Source organism: Pedobacter frigoris, from assembly GCF_032678645.1.
Taxonomy (GTDB): Bacteria; Bacteroidota; Bacteroidia; order Sphingobacteriales; family Sphingobacteriaceae; genus Pedobacter; species Pedobacter frigoris_A.
The window spans coordinates 280,165-299,828 of sequence record NZ_JAVTSP010000002.1 but is presented as its reverse complement, the minus strand read 5'-3'; the positions used below and the strand labels follow the sequence as shown (position 1 = coordinate 299,828).

Annotated in this window: 21 protein-coding genes and 1 tRNA gene; 13 read left to right on the top strand and 9 right to left on the bottom strand. The window is 40.3% G+C overall.

Annotation, left to right across the window (positions count from 1 at the left end):
* Positions 1 to 83: 83 nt before the first annotated feature.
* Positions 84 to 698 carry a porin family protein gene (locus R2Q78_RS07720; protein WP_316790501.1) on the bottom strand — a complete coding sequence of 205 codons (615 nt, stop codon included), beginning with the start codon at positions 696 to 698 and terminating at the stop codon, positions 84 to 86.
* A gap of 308 nt (positions 699 to 1,006) precedes the next feature.
* Between R2Q78_RS07720 and glpK the strand changes: the two genes are divergently transcribed.
* Together glpK and R2Q78_RS07710 are read left to right on the top strand one after the other, a co-directional pair.
* Positions 1,007 to 2,497, top strand: a complete 1,491-nt coding sequence (gene glpK / locus R2Q78_RS07715) for a glycerol kinase GlpK (RefSeq protein WP_316790499.1) — start codon at positions 1,007 to 1,009, stop codon at positions 2,495 to 2,497.
* Between the two features lie 26 nt (positions 2,498 to 2,523).
* Positions 2,524 to 3,255, top strand: coding sequence for an MIP/aquaporin family protein (locus tag R2Q78_RS07710; protein WP_316790497.1), 732 nt, complete (start codon positions 2,524 to 2,526; stop codon positions 3,253 to 3,255).
* Here R2Q78_RS07710 and R2Q78_RS07705 read toward each other — a convergent pair.
* Positions 3,252 to 3,947 (bottom strand): LytTR family DNA-binding domain-containing protein, encoded by a 696-nt coding sequence (locus R2Q78_RS07705; protein ID WP_316790495.1) that lies wholly within the window; start codon positions 3,945 to 3,947, stop codon positions 3,252 to 3,254. The genes R2Q78_RS07710 and R2Q78_RS07705 overlap by 4 nt on opposite strands.
* 183 nt (positions 3,948 to 4,130) lie before the next feature.
* Between R2Q78_RS07705 and R2Q78_RS07700 the strand changes: the two genes are divergently transcribed.
* Positions 4,131 to 4,754: a hypothetical protein gene (locus R2Q78_RS07700; protein ID WP_316790493.1), complete on the top strand. Its 624-nt coding sequence runs from the start codon at positions 4,131 to 4,133 to the stop codon at positions 4,752 to 4,754.
* A 40-nt stretch (positions 4,755 to 4,794) separates the two neighbouring features.
* Here the strand turns inward: R2Q78_RS07700 and R2Q78_RS07695 are convergent, their stop codons facing one another.
* Positions 4,795 to 5,370: an alpha-ketoglutarate-dependent dioxygenase AlkB family protein gene (locus R2Q78_RS07695; RefSeq protein ID WP_316790491.1), complete on the bottom strand. Its 576-nt coding sequence runs from the start codon at positions 5,368 to 5,370 to the stop codon at positions 4,795 to 4,797.
* Positions 5,351 to 6,202: a bifunctional helix-turn-helix domain-containing protein/methylated-DNA--[protein]-cysteine S-methyltransferase gene (locus tag R2Q78_RS07690; RefSeq protein WP_316790488.1), complete on the bottom strand. Its 852-nt coding sequence runs from the start codon at positions 6,200 to 6,202 to the stop codon at positions 5,351 to 5,353. The genes R2Q78_RS07695 and R2Q78_RS07690 overlap by 20 nt, the downstream gene beginning before the upstream one ends.
* Before the next feature lie 146 nt (positions 6,203 to 6,348).
* Between R2Q78_RS07690 and R2Q78_RS07685 the strand changes: the two genes are divergently transcribed.
* The 4 genes from R2Q78_RS07685 (at position 6,349) to R2Q78_RS07670 (ending at position 10,690) form a co-directional block, all read left to right on the top strand.
* Positions 6,349 to 6,819 carry an STAS/SEC14 domain-containing protein gene (locus tag R2Q78_RS07685; RefSeq protein ID WP_316790486.1) on the top strand — a complete coding sequence of 157 codons (471 nt, stop codon included), beginning with the start codon at positions 6,349 to 6,351 and terminating at the stop codon, positions 6,817 to 6,819.
* A gap of 5 nt (positions 6,820 to 6,824) precedes the next feature.
* Positions 6,825 to 7,271, top strand: a complete 447-nt coding sequence (locus R2Q78_RS07680) for a DUF1810 domain-containing protein (protein WP_316790485.1) — start codon at positions 6,825 to 6,827, stop codon at positions 7,269 to 7,271.
* Between the two features lie 149 nt (positions 7,272 to 7,420).
* Positions 7,421 to 8,320 carry a hypothetical protein gene (locus R2Q78_RS07675; RefSeq protein ID WP_316790483.1) on the top strand — a complete coding sequence of 300 codons (900 nt, stop codon included), beginning with the start codon at positions 7,421 to 7,423 and terminating at the stop codon, positions 8,318 to 8,320.
* Positions 8,321 to 8,425: 105 nt separating this feature from the next.
* Positions 8,426 to 10,690, top strand: a complete 2,265-nt coding sequence (locus tag R2Q78_RS07670; RefSeq protein ID WP_316790481.1) for an excinuclease ABC subunit UvrA — start codon at positions 8,426 to 8,428, stop codon at positions 10,688 to 10,690.
* Between the two features lie 677 nt (positions 10,691 to 11,367).
* Here the strand turns inward: R2Q78_RS07670 and R2Q78_RS07665 are convergent.
* The 3 genes from R2Q78_RS07665 to R2Q78_RS07655 form a co-directional block, all read right to left on the bottom strand.
* Positions 11,368 to 11,455: transfer RNA gene (locus R2Q78_RS07665), tRNA-Ser, on the bottom strand.
* Positions 11,456 to 11,502: 47 nt separating this feature from the next.
* Entirely contained in the window at positions 11,503 to 12,933 is a 1,431-nt protein-coding gene (gene pyk, locus R2Q78_RS07660; protein ID WP_316790480.1) for a pyruvate kinase, read from the bottom strand.
* Between the two features lie 138 nt (positions 12,934 to 13,071).
* Positions 13,072 to 13,491 (bottom strand): IPExxxVDY family protein, encoded by a 420-nt coding sequence (locus tag R2Q78_RS07655; protein ID WP_136836881.1) that lies wholly within the window; start codon positions 13,489 to 13,491, stop codon positions 13,072 to 13,074.
* Positions 13,492 to 13,650: 159 nt separating this feature from the next.
* On the opposite strand from R2Q78_RS07655, the gene R2Q78_RS07650 reads away from it, so the two are divergent.
* From R2Q78_RS07650 to rnc, 3 genes are read left to right on the top strand one after another with little or no spacing between them, the layout of a single operon-like run.
* On the top strand, positions 13,651 to 13,887 hold the full coding sequence (locus R2Q78_RS07650) for an acyl carrier protein (RefSeq protein ID WP_008508386.1): 237 nt from the start codon (positions 13,651 to 13,653) through the stop codon (positions 13,885 to 13,887).
* A 28-nt stretch (positions 13,888 to 13,915) separates the two neighbouring features.
* Complete coding sequence (gene fabF, locus R2Q78_RS07645) at positions 13,916 to 15,169, top strand: beta-ketoacyl-ACP synthase II (RefSeq protein ID WP_316790478.1); 1,254 nt, start codon at positions 13,916 to 13,918, stop codon at positions 15,167 to 15,169.
* 50 nt (positions 15,170 to 15,219) lie between these two features.
* Positions 15,220 to 15,948 carry a ribonuclease III gene (gene rnc / locus R2Q78_RS07640; protein ID WP_316790476.1) on the top strand — a complete coding sequence of 243 codons (729 nt, stop codon included), beginning with the start codon at positions 15,220 to 15,222 and terminating at the stop codon, positions 15,946 to 15,948.
* 6 nt (positions 15,949 to 15,954) lie between these two features.
* Here rnc and R2Q78_RS07635 read toward each other — a convergent pair whose 3' ends face one another.
* The gene (locus R2Q78_RS07635) at positions 15,955 to 16,665 is read right to left on the bottom strand and encodes a hypothetical protein (RefSeq protein ID WP_316790473.1); all 711 of its coding nucleotides are present in this window, start codon (positions 16,663 to 16,665) and stop codon (positions 15,955 to 15,957) included.
* A 113-nt stretch (positions 16,666 to 16,778) separates the two neighbouring features.
* Here R2Q78_RS07635 and R2Q78_RS07630 point away from each other — a divergent pair, with 113 nt between their 5' ends.
* From R2Q78_RS07630 to nadD, 3 genes are read left to right on the top strand one after another with little or no spacing between them, the layout of a single operon-like run.
* A complete protein-coding gene (locus R2Q78_RS07630; RefSeq protein ID WP_316791566.1) occupies positions 16,779 to 17,642 on the top strand; it encodes a YicC/YloC family endoribonuclease in 864 nt (287 codons plus the stop codon).
* Between the two features lie 29 nt (positions 17,643 to 17,671).
* Positions 17,672 to 18,241: a guanylate kinase gene (gmk, locus tag R2Q78_RS07625; protein ID WP_316790471.1), complete on the top strand. Its 570-nt coding sequence runs from the start codon at positions 17,672 to 17,674 to the stop codon at positions 18,239 to 18,241.
* A gap of 12 nt (positions 18,242 to 18,253) precedes the next feature.
* Positions 18,254 to 18,826, top strand: a complete 573-nt coding sequence (gene nadD / locus R2Q78_RS07620; protein WP_316790469.1) for a nicotinate (nicotinamide) nucleotide adenylyltransferase — start codon at positions 18,254 to 18,256, stop codon at positions 18,824 to 18,826.
* On the opposite strand, the gene R2Q78_RS07615 is transcribed toward nadD, so the two are convergent.
* Positions 18,823 to 19,533 (bottom strand): SAM-dependent methyltransferase, encoded by a 711-nt coding sequence (locus tag R2Q78_RS07615; protein ID WP_316790467.1) that lies wholly within the window; start codon positions 19,531 to 19,533, stop codon positions 18,823 to 18,825. The two genes, nadD and R2Q78_RS07615, sit on opposite strands and share 4 nt — an antisense overlap.
* Positions 19,534 to 19,664: the final 131 nt, after the last annotated feature.

Below are 19,664 nucleotides of genomic sequence, written 5' to 3'. Positions count from 1 at the left end.
AAAGCGACAAGTGTCTTAAATGAAAGACAAAAACAAAAAGCCGCTGATTAGGCGGCTTCTCAATTAAAATTTAGGATTATATCTTAGAACTTAACACCAAGACCTAAAGAAAATACCTGGTTTTTAAATTCAGGAGTTTCCTTTGTACCATCCTCGTTGTTTTTTTGGAAATCAAGTGCATAACGACCATGTATATCAAACTTGTCGTTGATATCGTATCTGAATCCAATTAATCCACCTACAAGACTCTTTTTGAATCTCTCTGATTTATCCTCAATGATTTCCTGCTCTACAGTTCCAAATCCATTCTCGAATTTATTCTTTGTTGATACTAGAAATGAAACTTGTGGGCCGGCTACTAGGTTCAGCCCGCTTCCTCCAAGGTTAATGCTTGCAAGAATTGGCAAATCAATAAAATGGGTAGTTTGAGTAAAATCACCAAAAGCAGTCTCTGCTTTATACCCTTTTGTTGCGTATAAAAGTTCCGGAGTAAAGGCTAATCCTTTAATCAGGTTAATATCTAGTGTAACACCAGCATTAAATCCCGTGTTCACTTTAGTTTTAAAATCGTTGTTGCCATCATCCTTGATGATGTTCGGTAGATTTACACCTGCTTTAACGCCCAATCTAATTGGACTTTGTGCATTTGCTGCACCTGCTGCGAAAAGGCCTAAGGCCAAAATAATAATCTTTTTCATGTGTTATAGTTTTTTACTCCATGGTGAAAGAAATGTGCCAAACATTAACCCTCACATTAAAAAACCTTTCTAAAACATCAGTAAAGTTTATTTAGGACTTACAAACCAACACTTTAAATTGAAATAAGGCCATCAGTTTCAGATACAGTTAGGAACAACATATTGTATCGAATTTGATACAATATGCTATATCATGAAGTGTCAAAACATTTTTAGCCCAGCAGCTAAATATTTCACATTGTTTCCTTTTACTTTCGAAAATGATTGTTTATACTTACGTTTAATTACACATTATTCCAAATATAGGTATGAGCAAATATATTTTATCCTTTGATCAGGGAACCACGAGTTCAAGGGCAATTGTATTTAATAAGGAAGGCAGTATTGTTTCAATAGCGCAGAAAGAATTTGAACAAATTTATCCAAAACCGGGATGGGTAGAACACAATGCTGCTGAAATATGGTCTACACAGGTAAGTGTAGCTGCCGAAGCAATAGTAAAAGGAGGGTTGACACCAACAGATATCGCGGCTATTGGCATTACAAATCAGCGTGAAACTACTGTGTTATGGGATAAGAAAACAGGAGAACCTTTATATAACGCGATAGTATGGCAAGACAGGCGCACATCCGGATTTTGCGATGAACTCAAAGCACAGGGAAAAGCAAAAGAGATACAGGAAAAAACCGGCCTTGTACTGGATGCCTATTTTTCTGCGACAAAGATCAAATGGATCCTTGATAATGTGTCAGGAGCTAGAGAAAAAGTTGCTGCCGGAGATATTGCATTTGGAACTATAGACTCCTGGCTCATCTGGAAACTTACAGATGGCAGGGTGCACGTTACAGATGTGAGCAATGCATCTAGAACCATGATTTACAATATCCATACGCTGGATTGGGATGAAGAACTGCTACAGCTTTTTGACATCCCAAGAAATATCCTCCCTGAAGTGAAATCATCGAGTGAAGTATACGGAGAAACAACAGGAAATGTATTTGCCGCAAAAATTCCGATAGCAGGAATTGCAGGTGATCAGCAGGCTGCCTTGTTTGGACAGATGTGTACCGAAAAAGGGATGGTAAAAAACACTTATGGCACCGGGTGTTTCATGTTGATGAATATTGGCGATAAACCAATTGTATCACAAAACAATCTTGTGACCACAATTGCATGGAAAATAAACGGCAAAGTACAATATGCGCTTGAAGGAAGTATCTTCATCGGGGGCGCAGTAGTACACTGGCTGAGGGATGGTCTGGGGATCATCAATACTTCTGCCGAAGTGGAGGCGCTTGCGTTACAGGTGCAAGACACAGGCGGGGTTTACCTGGTACCAGCTTTCGCCGGCTTAGGGGCTCCACACTGGAATCAGGATGCAAGGGGAACCATTACAGGCATTACAAGAGGCACGACAAAGGCGCACCTGGCCAGGGCAGCAGTAGAAAGTATTGCTTTTCAAACGATGGAAGTCCTGAAAGCCATGGAGGCAGATTCAGGCCTGAACATTAAAGAACTACGTGTAGATGGGGGCGCAACAGCTAATGATATGCTCATGCAGTTTCAGGCCGACATCCTGGATACCACTGTAATCCGTCCGCAGGTCACAGAAGTTACCGCCTTAGGCGCGGCTTATCTCGCTGGATTAGCAGTAGGATACTGGAGCAATATGGATGACATTAGTGGCCAATGGAAGATAGACACCAGTTTCAAACCCGGGAAAGCAGATGATATCGAAGAAAGAATCAAAGGCTGGAACAGAGCGGTAAAAGCAGCCAAGGCTAATGTAGAAAATTAATTATTTACAATATAAAAGAGAATAAGATGTCAGCATTTTCAGCCGAAATACTCGGCACCATGTTTATGATACTTTTAGGCAACGGGGTTGTTGCCAATGTAGTTTTAAATGGAACTAAAGGCAATAACGGTGGGTGGATGGTAATTACTACAGCCTGGGCATTTGCCGTATTTGTAGGCGTTGTCATTGCCGGACCGTATAGCGGGGCTCACTTGAACCCTGCCGTTACAATTGGGCTTGCTTTGGCCGGAAAATTCAGTTGGGCATTGGCGCCAGGATACATTGCAGGGCAATTCATTGGCGCTATGGCAGGTTCACTACTTGTGTGGCTTCTTTATAAGGACTTTTATAAAGGGACGGCAGATCAGGGAGCAAAACAGGCTACTTTTTGTACCGCTCCAGCCATGTCAAATACAATTTCAAACTTATTCAGCGAGATTCTTGGCACTTTTGTACTGATCTTTGTGATCTTTCATTTCACTGATGCCGCAATGGGCACAGAGAAAACACCAATCGGTCTTGGCTCTATCGGTGCCTTACCCGTAACCTTTTTAGTATGGGTAATCGGCTTATCATTAGGAGGAACTACTGGCTATGCCATTAATCCGGCAAGGGATCTTGGCCCAAGAATTATGCATGCCATATTGCCAATAGCCGGCAAAGGTGGTAACAACTGGGGATATGCCTGGATTCCGGTAGCAGGGCCGCTAATCGGTTGTGCGCTTGCTGCGCTATTGCATTCTTACATTAAGATTTAAAGAATTTGCATTCGCTTATTTAAGGCGGAACGATAAGCATCTGAAACAGGGACAAGCATCTTGTTGATGATTAACGTTCCGCCTTCCAATGTATCTATTTTGCTTACATTAATGATGAAGGAGCGATGCACTCTTAAGAACACAACCTGTGAAAGCTTTTGTTCGACCGATTTTAAAGACGAATGAATGCTATACACATGCCCTTCAATATATATCTTAACATAGTCACCCATTGCCTCAATATATAAGATTTCACCAACTTTAATTCTCCTGACCACATTAGAATCTCTGATGAATACAAACTCATCTTCCTTATTGCTTACAGACAGGTTCTTGGTTTTCAATATCTCCCTCGCTTTCTCCACTGACTGTAAAAAACGTACAGGAACAATGGGCTTTATCAGAAAGTCGACAACATTTAGATCGAATGCTTCTGCCGCATAATTGACGGTTGAAGTTGTAAAAATGATCATTGGCCTTTTTCCTTCCAGGCTTTTCACCAGCTCAATCCCTGTCATGCCCGGCATCTCTATATCCAGAAATAATATATCTATCTGGTTTGTAATTATCTCTCTATATGCCTGAATTGCATCATCGCATTCCCCAATCAATACAAGAGAAGGATCTGTACCAATCAACTGCCTTAAAAAGGTCCTGGCAAGAATATCATCATCTACAACTAAACAGTTCATTTGGATCAGGGTGTAAGTAAATAAAAATAGAGATAATAACGAATAATTTTAAAAATGAACAAAATGAACAGGAAATTTCCGTTATTCGTCGGGAAGTTATGCCTTTCTGCCTATTACTCATTCCATTAGGTTCAGATAGCGCGTAGTTTTGGCGATGTTATTAAAGTTAAAACCCTATAAAAAATGAACAAAATCCTTTTAACACTAACATTAACGATCCTCTTCTCTCAATTTGTAAATGCGCAATCAGGACACATGAAAGATCCTGTGAGCTTTAAATTAAAAAATGGACTGACAGTAGTCGTAGCCGAAAACAACGGGGCCGCAAAAGTCTTTTCCAGTTTTACTTATGAGGCTGATCTTATAGATCAAATTAACAAAACAGGTGCTAAAGAGATATTAACTGCAATGCTAAACAGCACTGCTGCATCACAAGCAAACCAGGTTAGCTTTACTGAAAAAGGAGGCAATATCAATGCCGTGACTTCAGATTTTGAAATGGCTTTGCAGGCTTTATCTGTTTCTGTACAGGAACCTATGATGGAACCGGAGCTTTTTGACAAGCACAAGACTGAACTGATCCGTAGCGTAAAAGCAAGGGATCGCTTCTATCCGGAAACATTTACAGAAGAAACGCTGGCAGCCTTGACTTTGAATGATGTAAAGACGCTTTATGATGCGATGTCTGTTCCTTCGAAGTCATACCTGACCATTGCCGGAAATATTACAACCGGACAGGCCAAAATTCTAGCCAAGAAAGCATTCGGAAGCTGGAAAGCAGTAGCTTCGACCGAAATCAGTAAATAATTTTCATATTTTTCTAAAGAGAGGCTCAATAGCCTCTCTTTTATTTTACAATCGTTCTAAATGTCAGGTTTACTCTTGGTGTAGATACGGTTTTGGTAGGAGGCAATCTATGCAACCAATGCGTCTGAGTGGTGTCTTTCATGACAAGCAGGCTACCATGTGACAGCACCATTGAAACCTTTACCTTACTCTCTTTATGCTTAAACAAAAATTTGCGTTCGGCACCAAAACTCATAGAGCCTATTGCAGCATTCTTTTTCAGGTCCTTTTCCCCATCACTATGCCAGGCCATTCCTTCATCTCCATTGTGATAAAGGTTAAGCAGACAAGAATTATAAGTCTCTCCCGTTGCCTTTTCGGCGATATCTTTTAATTCCAGAAGCGTGTTTGTCCATGGCAATGCACGTTTTGTACGATTAGAGTAAGTGTATTCAAAATCCAGATCTCCATACCAGGCTACTTTACGTTTGGTAAAAATATGCTTCCCGAAAATAACAGCTTCATCATTTCTCCATTCGATCTCTGCAAGCAGGATCTCCAGATACCTGTCAGCCGTAGCGGCATGCATTATACGGCCATAATAATTTACCGTACCATCATAAGGCAAAAGATTCACACTTCCCTCCTTCCCATCCTATGATTGCTGTTTTTCGGGTCACTCCCCACATGTATCCACCAAGATCTCCTGTAGATTGTATCACACGATGACATGGGATTAGAAAAGCCACGGGGTTACTTCCTATTGCGGTACCAACAGCCCGTGATGCTTTCGGTGTTTCTATATATTTTGCAATCTCACCATAAGTACTAAGTTTGCCCATTGGGATTTTCAAAAGAGCTTCCCATACTTTTAACTGAAACTCAGTCCCTTTTAGGTGTAGTTTTATCTCGGGCAACTTGCTCCAGTCATTTTGAAACACAAAAAGCGCGTTCTGTTGCATTAAATCCAATCGTCGATGAAAAGAGGCATTAGGGAATTTTCTGATCAGGTTATCTAATGCAGTCGTTTCGTCTTCCTCAAAAGCAATATGGCATACCCCTTTTGGTGTACTTGCAATAATCAGATTACCAAAGGGACTTTCTGCAAAACTATAGTTAATCAGAAGATCCTTTCCTCCGTTTTTATATTCAGCAGGAGTCATTCCTTCTATGTTTACAAACAGATCATGCAACCGACTGGTACCCGACAAGCCCGTCTCGTATGCGGTTTCGAAAAGAGTTGCCTGCTGCTCTTTTAAGAGTCTTTTTGCATACTCAAGACTCGTATATTGAAGAAACTTTTTTGGTGTTGTACCAGCCCATTCAGTAAACATCTTTTGAAAATGGAATGGACTTAAGTGAACTTTCTCTGCGACCTCATCCAGATTAGGCTGCTGTTTAAAGTTCTGCCTGATATAACCGATGGCTTCAGCAATGCGATGATAATTTATTTTTTCCTGAACTTTCATGATCATTTATTTACAACAAAGATCGGGCAGAATTGGTCGCCATAAAATCCGAAACTTGCGGTTTTAAAAATACGATTTTCATTCCGGATCAGACTTGTATTGTGAAGAACTGCGCATAAAGGGCGAAGTTTTTCTCAACAAGGTCATTGAAGATTATAAGAGCAAAGAATTTAAGCTATAAAGAAGACCTCTTACCTTTAAAACCATTTCACCCAAGACCTGTTATTAAACAGAAATACCTAGAAATTATGCTGACTGTTATTCAAAACCTACCCGTACATGTATTTGGAGTTCGCGCAAGTGGTGAGGTCACTAAAGATGACCTTAAAAATATGTTATTGCCCGGACTGGAATCCCTGAGCGAACGCTACAAGGAAATTTATTACCTGCTGGTACTGGAAACTGATGTCCAGAATTTTACCGCAGGAGCCTGGATACAAGACCTGATAGCCGGTATCAAACATTTCACAGACTGGAAAAAGATGGCTATCGTAACCGATCAGAAAGCAGTTGAAAAATTCACGGATATTTTCAGTTATGTCAGTCCTGCCGAAGCAAAAGGATTCGAGTTAAATGACCTTCAGGCTGCCATAGACTGGCTAAACATTAAATCTTGAGAGCAATGGACACTACGGATGTACACGGGCTGGGCAGGTTTGTCATGGCTCAGGAGACGGACTATGAGACTGCGCTGACTGAAGTCAGCTATGGCAAGAAGAAAACGCATTGGATGTGGTATATATTCCCACAAATACAGGGGCTTGGATTTTCTGAATCTGCTAAACATTATGGAATAAAAGATTTGGATGAAGCGACAAAGTACTATGCTCATCCTGTGCTTGGTCCCAGATTAATTACGATTAGCAAAGAGGTCCTCAACCATACAGACCTAACCGTACGAGATATGTTTGGCAGTCCCGACGATTTGAAACTGCGATCCTGTATGACTTTATTTGCAGCAGTTCCGGGTGCTGACCCGGTTTTCCAGAAAGTGATCAATCAGTTTTTTGATGGAGAAAAAGACCAGAGGACGCAGCGTATACTCGGACTACAAGCCTACGGCAGTTAGCACGATTAGCCGAAGGTTTTCCTGACCTATGGCAGAAGCCTGTTTTCTATCGATTTTACAAAAAATCTCACGGGCGTTCACCTGAGTAAAGCCTGCTGGAACTTAAACCGGGGAGCTTGATTTTACGTTTATAGTCTTAAACCCCTTTGATGAGATTTTCATACGTTTTCGCTTCCCTTATCTATAGCGTACTTCTGATCCCGCAGCTGTATGGCCAAAATACAAAACTATTGAATGCAGATTACGTCCAATGGTATAAAGAAAATGCAGAACTTTCGTACACTTCTCCGGGCGGAGAGATCGGCGCGCCTTCAAAATATCTGATCAACGGCAAACTGACGACCAACTACATGATTCTGGGTACTGATAAATTCCCTGTAGCGTTCAGTGTCATTCCGGATTTTACGGTAAGGGTCAGAAATGAGCGTTCTGCAGGAGTCAGAACACCGAGCTTCAAATTAGGTGGTGTTTTTTATGTCAGACTCGCTCGCACTTCCGGCCAGTTCAGATTCATGACCTTGGGTTATACGCATCACTCCAATGGACAGGACGGAGATGCGATAAATCCGGATGGAACCACAAATACTTACAATGGCAACTTCAGCACCAATTACCTCACCTTAAAATATCATTTTTCCAAGACCATTCCGGGAGGCACAACGAAAAATTTATTTATCCTAAGTCATAGTACGGGACTGGAATGGCACAAGTGGTTCAGCTATGAACGCGCGTTGGAGCACAGCTATGGATTTACCAGGCTGCTTTACAATTTTTCGTTAAGAAAGTACAGTGATGGCAAGGAAAACTGGCGTCTGAACTCAGAAAGCAGTTACGCCATCAATCCCATGTCAGGATATCATTTAGGCGCGCTTAAGAAAAGACTAAATGCGGAGATTTCCTTTCACTACGCCTTGCCCTTTATGAACAATGTTTTTTTGATGGCTGCTACTGGATACTACGGAGAAGATCCTTATAATATTTATTACCAGGATAAGTATGCTTATCTGAGGCTGGGCCTGTCTTCTGGTTTTCTAAGGCAAAAAAAATAAGTGCGGCTCGAGCGAGAAAAACTTTCGGGACTGCAAAACGTTATTTCAACATCAACAGATCAATACCACGAGAAAATTACTTGACGCCCATTTTCCCAGTATGCTATGAAGACAATAAAGATATTCGGTGCCCGCCAAAATAACCTGAAAAACATTTCACTGGAAATTCCTAAAAATCAGATCACCGTATTTACCGGGGTTTCCGGCTCCGGTAAATCATCACTGGTTTTTGAAACCATAGGTGCCGAAGCACAACGCCAGATCAACGAAACACAAAATAGCTTCGTACGCAACCGGCTCATGCATTTCGGAGTTGCCGATGTGGATAAAATAGAGCATTTAAATGTTCCGGTTATCATAAACCAAAAACGCCTGGGTGGCAATGCGCGTTCCACCGTAGGAACAGCGACCGATATTTATGCTTCTTTACGGCTATTGTTTTCCAGAATTGGAAAACCTTTTGTGGGCTACTCTAACGTTTTCTCATTTAATCACCCCCAGGGCATGTGTCCTGCCTGCCAGGGCCTTGGATACCAGCAAAGCATAAATGTAGACCGGCTGATCGATAAAGACAAATCCCTAAATGAAGGCGCCGTACTGTTCCCTACTTTTCAGCCGGGCGGGTACCGCTGGCTCAGGTATGTAAAATCGGGATACTTTGATGCCAATAAAAAAATAAAAGACTATACCAGTAAAGAGTGGGATCTGTTGCTTCATTCTGACGAGCATAAACCGCCAAACCCGGCAAAAGACTGGGGAAAAACCATGCACTATATTGGCATTTTACCCCGAATGGAGAAAGATTTTATCAGAAAAGATTCTAAAGAGCACAGCCTGAGAAAAAAGGATCTGCAAAAAATCATCTCCACTGCCCCATGCCCGGATTGTCATGGCAAAAGGCTGAACAACAAAATTTTATCCTGTAAAATCCAGGGTAAAGACATTGCAGATTGTGCAGCCCTTCCCATTGATGAATTGCTAGTATTTATAGGTAAGCTGCATTCAAAATCATTTGAAACCGTGCTAAGCGAGCTCAGTAAAAAACTGGAAAATGTTGTTACCATCGGACTGCAGTACCTGACACTAGACAGAGCAACCAACACACTGTCAGGAGGCGAATCCCAGCGTATCAAGATGGTAAAGCATTTAGGCAACAGCCTGGAGGACCTCTTGTATATATTTGATGAACCCAGTATTGGGCTTCACGCCAAAGACTTAGACAATATTGCACGGATCATTACACAGATCAAAGAAAAAGGGAACACCGTACTGATTGTAGAGCATGATCCCGATCTGATAAAAATTGCCGGGCATGTGGTAGATATGGGGCCTTTATCAGGAGCCCGTGGTGGCGAAATCGTTTACGAAGGCACGTTTAAAGGCCTCAGCTCATCATCAGGAAAAACCGGCCAGTATTTCTCAAAAACAAGGTCGCACAACAGTAATCCGAGACAAGAGACAGCCAAAATTACCATAAAAAATGCAAACCTGTTTAACCTCAAAAATATCAGCGTTGACATCCCGGTAAACCTCTTAACGGTAATTACCGGTGTGGCTGGCTCAGGGAAAAGCACTTTAATGAGCAAGGTATTTCCCCTCCAGTTTCCTGAAGCCACGATTATAGATCAATCGGCCATCACCGGAAGTTCCAGGGCCAACCTATCTACTTATCTGGGCATTTCCGACGAGATCAGGGACCTGTTTGCCAGGGCAAACAAAGTGAGCAATAAGCTTTTCAGCCGCAACAGCGAAGGTGCCTGTCCAAACTGCAAAGGACTGGGCGTTGAAAAAATTGACCTGGCATTTATGGAAGACACCGAAGAACCCTGCGAAGTTTGTAACGGAAGTGGCTTTGATCCTAAGGTTTTAGGATATAAATACAACACCAGGAATATTGCAGAAGTGATGAGCATGACCGTTGAGGAAGCCAAAAGCTTTTTTAAAGACCATCCATTTGCCACGCATTTCAATTTGCTGATGGCTTTAGGCCTGGATTACCTGACAATCGGACAACGCCTTAGCACTTTTTCCGGAGGCGAAAGGCAGCGTTTAAAACTAACCAAAGAACTCTATACAAAAGGAAACATACTGGTGCTGGACGAGCCCAGCACTGGTCTGCATCCAGCTGATACCGAAAAATTGATGGCCATACTCAACCAGATCGTGAACCAGGGAAATACATTGATTGTTATTGAACACAACCTGGATATCATTTCACAGGCCGACTGGATTATCGATATAGGTCCGGAGGCGGGAAAATATGGGGGTGAATTGATTTTCGAAGGCACAGTTGAAAGATTACTGGCAGATAAAACATCGTTCACTGCCCAATACTTAAGAAAACATTTGAATTCAAAAACAGGGCGGTGAGCCTCATATCTAACCGCCTGTAAATTGATAAAAACTACCAATTCCGTAATGCGGTCGTTATTTAGAATAACATGATGATCGTCCAAAACCTGTTCAAGAATCCAAAACAATAAACTGTATACCAATATTTTAAACAAAATAAATTTGTTTTGCATAGGTGGTTTTTACAAATAAACGTAATGAGATTTGCCCAGATTATTCATTTAAAACCATTGAAAACTATGATGCTAAACCCTGCTGTCCTATCGGATATTAAACCATTATTCATTCCGCACGTGACGAAGCGATACGTGCAGTCGATACCAAACGTGTACTCATTTATTGGCACATTGGTCAACGAATTTTCCCGGAAGAACAGGAAGGCAAATAGAGCTATTCAGGCAATTCTATCGTGTGTCTCCAATTGCGTCCACACTGCGGACGCAATTAAGTTGGAATACATTTCGTCATTGCAGGCGGAATTGATTGGAAAGCAATGCCAGTAATGCATCTGTTGATATATTGGCGATGGTTCTTTGAGCATTAAAAGCAAATGTAAAACTACAAAATTCAACTTGCACCATAACCATTGCGGCAAAGCGCAGTATTGCTTAGCAACAAATCTCTCGCTATGCTCGAGATGACATGAAGGCCATAAAAAATTAAAGCCCGGCAATGCCGGGCTTTAATTTAATTTGCGGAGAGGGCGGGATTCGAACCCGCGATACCCTTTTGAGGTATACACACTTTCCAGGCGTGCTCCTTCAACCACTCGGACACCTCTCCTTTTTGCGGATTGCAAAAGTAGAAAAATTTTCGAATGCTAAGGAATATTAATCAATAACTGTGATTTTTAGCATGTTGGTTTTACCTTTTTGCTCCATTGGAATGGCCGCAGTATTGATGATTACATCTCCACTTTTAATCAGTTTTTTTGATTTCAGCAATTCATTTACATCCAAAATGGTCTCATCAGTACTTTCAAATTTATCGTAATAGAAACCCTGAACTCCCCACAATAAGCTTAAACTGTTCAGCAAACTTTTGTTGCTGGTAAAGATATAAGTATGTGCTTTTGGCCTGTGACTTGAAATTTCAAAGGCAGTATATCCACTCAAAGTCATAGAAACGATACCCACTGCATTGGTTTGTTTTGATAAGAAACATGCTGAATCACAAACCGCATCACTTAGAAAAGTACTGGCTTTTGGCTTAAGGAATTTCTCCGGATGGAATGGATAATTGTTGGTTTCGATATTTTGAATGATCTTTTGCATGGTCTCAATAACGATTAGCGGAAACTCTCCTACTGAGGTCTCCCCGCTTAACATTACTGCATCTGCTCCGTCAAGTACCGAGTTTGCCACGTCATTTACTTCTGCACGTGTTGGTCTTGGCGTAGTAATCATACTTTCCAGCATCTGAGTAGCAACGATTACCGGCTTAGATGCGGCACGGCATTTCTGAACGATCATCTTTTGTAGCAAAGGAACTTCTTCCATTGGCATCTCCACTCCAAGATCTCCACGGGCAACCATGATACCGTCTGACACGGCGATGATCTCATCAATATTTGCGATGGCTTCAGGTTTTTCAATCTTAGCGATTACACGTGCTGATTTACCTCTTGCTTTGATAATATCCTTTAATTCGATGATGTCTTCTGCATTACGCACGAAAGATAAACCGATCCATTCTACATCATTTTTCAGAACGAATTCTAAGTTTTCACGATCCTCAGGAGTTAGTGAAGGGATGGAAACTTTAGTATTAGGAAGGTTTACACCTTTTCTGGAGGTAAGAATACCACCGTGAACTACCTCGCAAACCACCTCATCTACAAGGTTGGTTTCGATGACACGCATTTGCAGCTTACCATCATCCAAAAGAATGATTTCATTAGGTTTTACGTCCTTTGGAAAAGCCTCATATGTGATATAGATGCGTTCTTCATCACCCACACATTTCTGAGTAGTAATAACAGTTCTCGCTCCGTTAACCAATTGTATACCACCATCCTTAACCATACCAATCCTTATTTTAGGACCTTGCAAATCGGCTAGAATACCCACGTTGTAGCTGTATTTTTCATTGATACTGCGAATAGTATCCAATACTTCCTGATGATCCGCCTGAGAACCATGTGAGAAATTCAGACGGCAAACGTCTAATCCCGCATTGAACATGCTATATAAAACTTCAGGTTTAGCGGACGCAGGACCCAAAGTGGCCACGATTTTTGTTCTGGAATGAAATGGTTTCATTAGTTACTTAAATTTATTACTGATCGGCAAAATGAAAGTTTTTTACACAAAAAACCGATGCCAATCGGATTATTAATGTTATTTATCTAGTCTTGTAAATTCAAATATAGTGTATTTAATACACCTTCTATATAAAATTTACATTACCAAATTTTGATTTGATTTCAATTTATAAGGATCAATCTGTGCAGCTACCTGTATATCAGATAGTTTATTCAATCCGGTTAGGATAAAATTGAGATCTTCTTTATCAATGTACTGGTGAATGATCATGAAAAAATCAACCTTATTCATTTCTGGAATTAAAAACCCTTCGGCATTCCTGTTGCTGAGAATATAATATTCGACTTCCCCTTGCTCGACAAAGAAATAATACCTGGAAAAGGCAAGTGGCTCTTCATCAATATTAAAGTAAACTTCGTGATCATCAATCTTTTCAAAATTAAAATTAAGGCTGGTATTGATTTTATGACAAAGCATGTAATCTTTCAAAGATGCTGTCACCGCAATTAACACAAAATCCAGGTCTAATGATAGTTTTAAGTAAGTTTTGTTCAAAACAGAATAATTTTACGGGAATACGAAATTATAAAACTAATTTTACTTTAATGTTCCAAATAAAAACATTAAAATTGGTAGAGAAATAAAAACATTTGAAAAGTGTCAGAATTTATTTTTCTTTGCACTGAATTATTTAACCATTAAATTATAATCATTATGTCTGATATTGCTTCAAGAGTTAAGGCTATTATCGTTGAAAAATTAGGTGTGGACGAAAGCGAAGTTACCCCGGAAGCTTCTTTCACTAACGACTTGGGTGCGGATTCTTTAGATACAGTAGAACTTATTATGGAGTTTGAAAAAGAATTCAATGTAGCAATCCCTGATGATCAGGCTGAGACCATTGGTACAGTTGGTCAAGCAATTGCTTACTTAGAGAAAAACGTTAAGTAAAAATACGGTCTCCGTATAATCCGTATAAATGGAATTAAAAAGAGTAGTAGTTACAGGGTTAGGTGCGCTCACTCCTATCGGCAATACCATTCCTGAGTTCTGGGATGGTTTGTTGAACGGTGTGAGCGGCGCCGGCCCTATTACCGGTTTTGATACCTCAAAATTCAAAACCAAATTTGCATGTGAGCTTAAAAATTTCAATCCGGAAGATTTTCTGGATAAAAAAGAGGCACGCAAATTAGATCCATTTGTTCAATATGCTCTGGTATCCACAGACGAAGCCGTAAAGGATGGTAACTTTGATTTTTCTCAAATGGACACCAACCGTGTAGGCGTTATCTGGGGTTCAGGTATTGGCGGTTTTAAAACGTTTCAGGATGAAATGAAGGGCTTCTTTTTAGGCGATGGAACTCCACGCATAAATCCTTTCTTTATTCCAAAAGTAATCATTGACATTGTTCCCGGTCATATTTCTATAAAATATGGGCTTCGGGGACCAAACTTTGCTACAGTTTCTGCTTGTGCTTCTTCTACTAATGCAATGATCGATGCGTACAACTATATTCGTTTGAATATGTGCGATGTGATCATCAGCGGCGGTTCTGAAGCCATTATTAATGAAGCTGGCATTGGTGGATTCAACGCAATGCATGCCCTGTCAACCCGTAATGATGATCCTAAAACTGCATCCAGACCTTTCGACAAAGACCGTGATGGTTTTGTAGCAGGAGAAGGCGCAGGGACAATCATTTTGGAAGAACTGGAGCACGCCAAAAAGCGTGGGGCCAAGATTTATGCCGAATTGGTAGGCGGCGGAATGAGTGCAGATGCCAATCATATTACTGCTCCGCATCCTCAGGGATTAGGTGCCAGAATGGTGATGACAAACGCCCTTAATGATGCCGGATTAACTACTGCAGATATTGATTACATCAATGTTCACGGTACTTCTACCCCGCTTGGTGATGTTTCTGAAAGTAAGGCCATCGTTGATCTTTTCGGCGAAGATGCTTACAAACTGAATATTAGTTCCACAAAATCGATGACAGGTCACCTATTGGGAGCTGCGGGTGCTATTGAGGCAATCGCATCTATCCTGGCTGTTAAAAATGATATTGTACCTCCTACAATTAATCATTTTACTGATGATCCTGACTTTGATCCGAAATTAAACTTCACTTTCAATAAGGCAGAAAAGCGCAATATCCGTGCAGCACTAAGCAATACATTCGGCTTTGGTGGTCATAATGCATCTGTGATATTCAAAAAATACGAAGAATAAAATGCTTTGCGGAGGCTATGTCGGCCTCCCTTTAATTTTTGCTACAATTAATGTCAATACTTGACCTATATAAGCTTTACCTGTCATCAGATAAAGACTTTATAAAAAAGTTGAACAATATTTTAGGCTTTGTGCCGGGAAATACCGTTTTATACAAAATGGCGTTCAGGCATAGGTCTGTAGCAAAAATCCTCAAAAATGGTAGCCGAAGCAGCAATGAACGTTTAGAATTTCTGGGAGATGCGATCCTGGGCTCAGTAATCGCCGAATTGCTGTTCAAAAGCTATCCTTATAAGGAAGAAGGCTTTCTAACGGAAATGCGTTCTAAAATTGTAAACAGGGCCAATTTGAATCAACTGGCCCGAAAAATGGGTTTTGATCAGCTGATCGTATTCGATCAAAAAACTGTAAACGTACAAACTAAGCACCATTCTATGCTTGGTGATGCATTTGAAGCACTTATTGGCGCCATATACCTCGACAAAGGGTATAATTTTACCAAAGACTTCTTATTAAAAAGAATTGTAAAGCCTTATATAGATATCCATACACTGGAGCTGACTGAGACCAACTTTAAGAGTAAATTGATTGAATGGTGCCAGCGTCATGGTAAGGATATTTCTTTTGACATGGTACAAAATGGCGAGGGTGAAAGCACTAAACTCTTTACGATACAAGCTGTAATAGAAGGTGAAAGCTGTGGGATAGGCCGCGACTACAACAAGAAGAATGCAGAAAAACTAGCTGCAGAGAAAGCTTGTGAAATGCTTTCTATCTAGCATCCTCTATTTTTTCCTCAACGTATCGGTATACTTTTTATAAGAATCCTTAATGTATTTTAAGGCGTCGTAATCGGCCCATTTTTTTGCATTCTCGTATTCAGGCCTGTAATTCAACATAAAATCTTCCAGATCCTTCTCTCTCAGATCGGTATTGCGCTGAATGATATCTTCATTAAAAAAGCGATCGATCAGCGTTTGCTGCATTTCGTTCTCATAATAACGTCCGAATCTCCTTGCATTTCTTGGCGTACGTCCAAACAGTTCGTAAACAGCTGTCAGAGGTTTGAAAATAAATGCCAAAAAGGGAGGTTTCCCCTGGTAAAAAGAGCCTTTATTTCTGTATTCTCTCTTTATATCATCTAACTCGGCCTTTTTAGACTGTCCGTAAATCTTCACCTCCTTAAGGTTTCTATCCCTGCTCAGGTAAATGATCATGTCCTTTGTTGTGGTCACAGCTGCTGTAAAATCGGAATATTCTCTTTTAATAATTAAAAGCGTATCTCCAATGGCTGCCTTGATTTGAAAAAGTCCAAGGCCGCTACTGCTTACAGAAAGACCGGTTCTCTGGTTAATGATTTGCGCTTCAGCTATTCTTACATTTGCATCCTTCTCTTTAAGCACACCGCCAATCAAATAGGTCTGGCCAAAAGAAACGCTGACTGAAGAAAGAAAAAGCAGTATAATTAGGGAAATATATAAACAATTGGGCCTCATGATCTACCGAATATTTTTGTAAACTTAACCAATGTTTGCCATTCACCTAAGTTAAAAAAAGTTAAATGAGTTTGAAAAGGCAATAAATTATATCTTTGCACATGATAAAATCAATGACAGGATTCGGCCTGGCCTCTGCTGATCACGAAAATGTAAAGTTTGCGGTAGAGATTAAATCTTTAAATAGTAAGTTCCTGGAACTTAATTTGAAACTTCCCCGTGCCTTTTCAGACAAGGAATTATTATTGCGCAACATTTGCAGTAAAGAAATCGAACGCGGTAAAGTAAATGTTTCCATCAATATTGAACGCAGTGAGGAAAACTTAAAAGGGGCAACCATCAATGCTGCTCTTTTGAGTAAGTATTACAAACAACTTGAAGAAATTAATATCAATCTGGGTGCAAATTCTAATAATCTCTTACAGGCTGTGCTTAATTTCCCTGATGTCATCAGCTATACCGATGAAGATGTTGATGAAAAAGACTGGGAAATTCTAAATCAAACTTTCAATAAGGCATTGGACAGCTTTAATCAGTTTAGAATTACAGAAGGACAGGTTTTAAAAGCCGACTTAGAGTTGAGGATAAAAAACATTCTTCAGTTCTTCTCTGAAATAGAGGTTTTAGAGCCATTAAGGATTCCATTGATTAAGAACAGATTGCTGTTGTTTCTGGAAGAAAATGCCGGAAAGATAAACGTAGATCAAAACCGTTTAGAGCAAGAACTGATTTATTACATTGATAAACTAGACATTACAGAGGAGAAAATCCGCCTAAGAAGCCATTGTGATTATTTTATCGAAACCTTAAAAAATAAAGATGCCAATGGCAAAAAGCTAGGTTTCATTTCTCAGGAAATCGGTCGTGAGATCAATACAATGGGAGCAAAAGCAAATGATGCGCAAATGCAGCAATTGGTTGTAGGCATGAAAGAAGAGCTTGAAAAAATTAAAGAACAATTATTAAATGTTTTGTAAGCCCCGGGCTGAACAACAAGAACATACAAATGAAACAAGGTAAACTCATCATATTTTCGGCACCTTCCGGAGCGGGAAAAACCACCATCGTAAAACACCTGCTTAAAAAATTCCCATCACTTAGCTTTTCTATATCCGCTACAACCCGCGAATCGCGCGGCGACGAGCAAAATGAAAAAGACTATTACTTCATTTCTAAAGAGGCATTTTTACATAAAGTGGCCCATCAGGAATTCGTTGAATTTGAAGAGGTGTATAACGGAACTTTCTACGGTACTTTAAGATCTGAGATAGAGCGCATCTGGAACAATGATCAGCACGTAATTTTTGACATCGACGTGGAAGGCGGACTACGTCTGAAACGCAAGTATGAAGATGATGCCCTGGCAATTTTTGTTCAGCCGCCATCTTTGGAGGTGCTAAAAGAGCGTTTGACAGGTCGTGGCACAGATAGTCAGGAGAAGCTTGCTGAGCGTTTCGTTAAGGCTGAAAAAGAGCTAAATTACGCAAGTAAATTTGATGTAATCCTTAAAAATTTCGATCTCGATACTGCATGTGCAGAGGCTGAAAAACTTGTGGGAGATTTTATTGGGAGCTAAGTCATCGCAGATATGAAAACAGGGTTATTCTTTGGTTCTTTTAATCCAATCCATACCGGTCATTTAATCATAGCGAATTACATGGCCAGCTTTACTGGATTAAAAGAAGTTTGGCTGGTTGTTTCGCCTCACAACCCGCTAAAAAATAAGAGTAACCTTACCAATATGTACGACAGGCTCGAAATGGCCAGACTGGCTACCGAAAATGCTGGTCACATTAAAGTTAGCGACATCGAATTTGGACTACCACAACCTTCTTACACAATAGATACGCTTGCCTATCTGCAGGAAAAGTATCCCGGTAAAGAATTTGTATTGATTATGGGTGCAGATAACCTCTCTTCATTTAAAAAGTGGAAGAATTACGAGGTCCTGTTAAACAATTATCAACTCTATGTATACCCAAGACCCGGAGTTGACCTTTCTGAGTGGAAAGACCACCCTTCAGTCATCATCACTGAAACCCCACAAATGGATATTTCGTCAACGTTTGTCCGTAAGTCTATAAAGGAAGGCAAAAACGTTCAATATTTTGTTCCTGACAATGTGCTTTCGTTTATTGACAGTAAAAACATGTACCGTTAGTTTCTATACAACAGGAAAATAGTTGGCTTTTTATGCAGGTCTATTCTCTCCTGACGCCATTGTCCGATCGACATGGTTTTTACAAATTCATCTTCCCCGGTTAAGTTACAGGCTACACAAAGTAACGTCTGACCAGCAGTATTTTTAAGGATGTCTTCAAATAAATGGTTATTTCTAAAAGGAGTTTCAATAAACAGCTGAGTTTGTTTCTTTGTCTGCGCCAGTTGCTCTAATTCTTTAATTCTCTTCCCTCTCTCCACCTTATCGATAGGTAAATACCCGTGAAATGTAAAACTCTGTCCATTAAAACCTGATGCCATAAGCGCCAGTAGAATCGAACTCGGTCCTACCAAAGGTACTACCTTGATACCACGCTTATGTGCTTCCAAAACGACCTCTGCGCCGGGATCTGCGACCCCAGGACATCCTGCTTCACTCATCAGCCCTACATCTTTCCCCGTCATCAGTTCTTTAAAGTAAGGAACCATAGAATCATTGCGCTTATGTTTACCATAATCATGGATCACCAACTCGCTTTGTGGAATTTTTATCCCGGCTTCTTTTAAAAATTTACGGGCAGTTTTCTCATTCTCTACAATGTAAGTACTCAAAGAATTGATGGTATCACCAAGAAATGCCGTAAAAGATTTTTGAGATGCATTATCCGCCAGAGGAACCGGAATGAGAAATAAAGTGCCTTTTTCCATAAATTTTGATTTGTGTACAAAAGAAGAAATAATTTATCAGAATGTACCTCGCTTATGGAATTATTATCATTTCAGCATCTTATTACTGATTAACAAGTAATATGCTGAAATATTATTTGTAAATTGTTTAA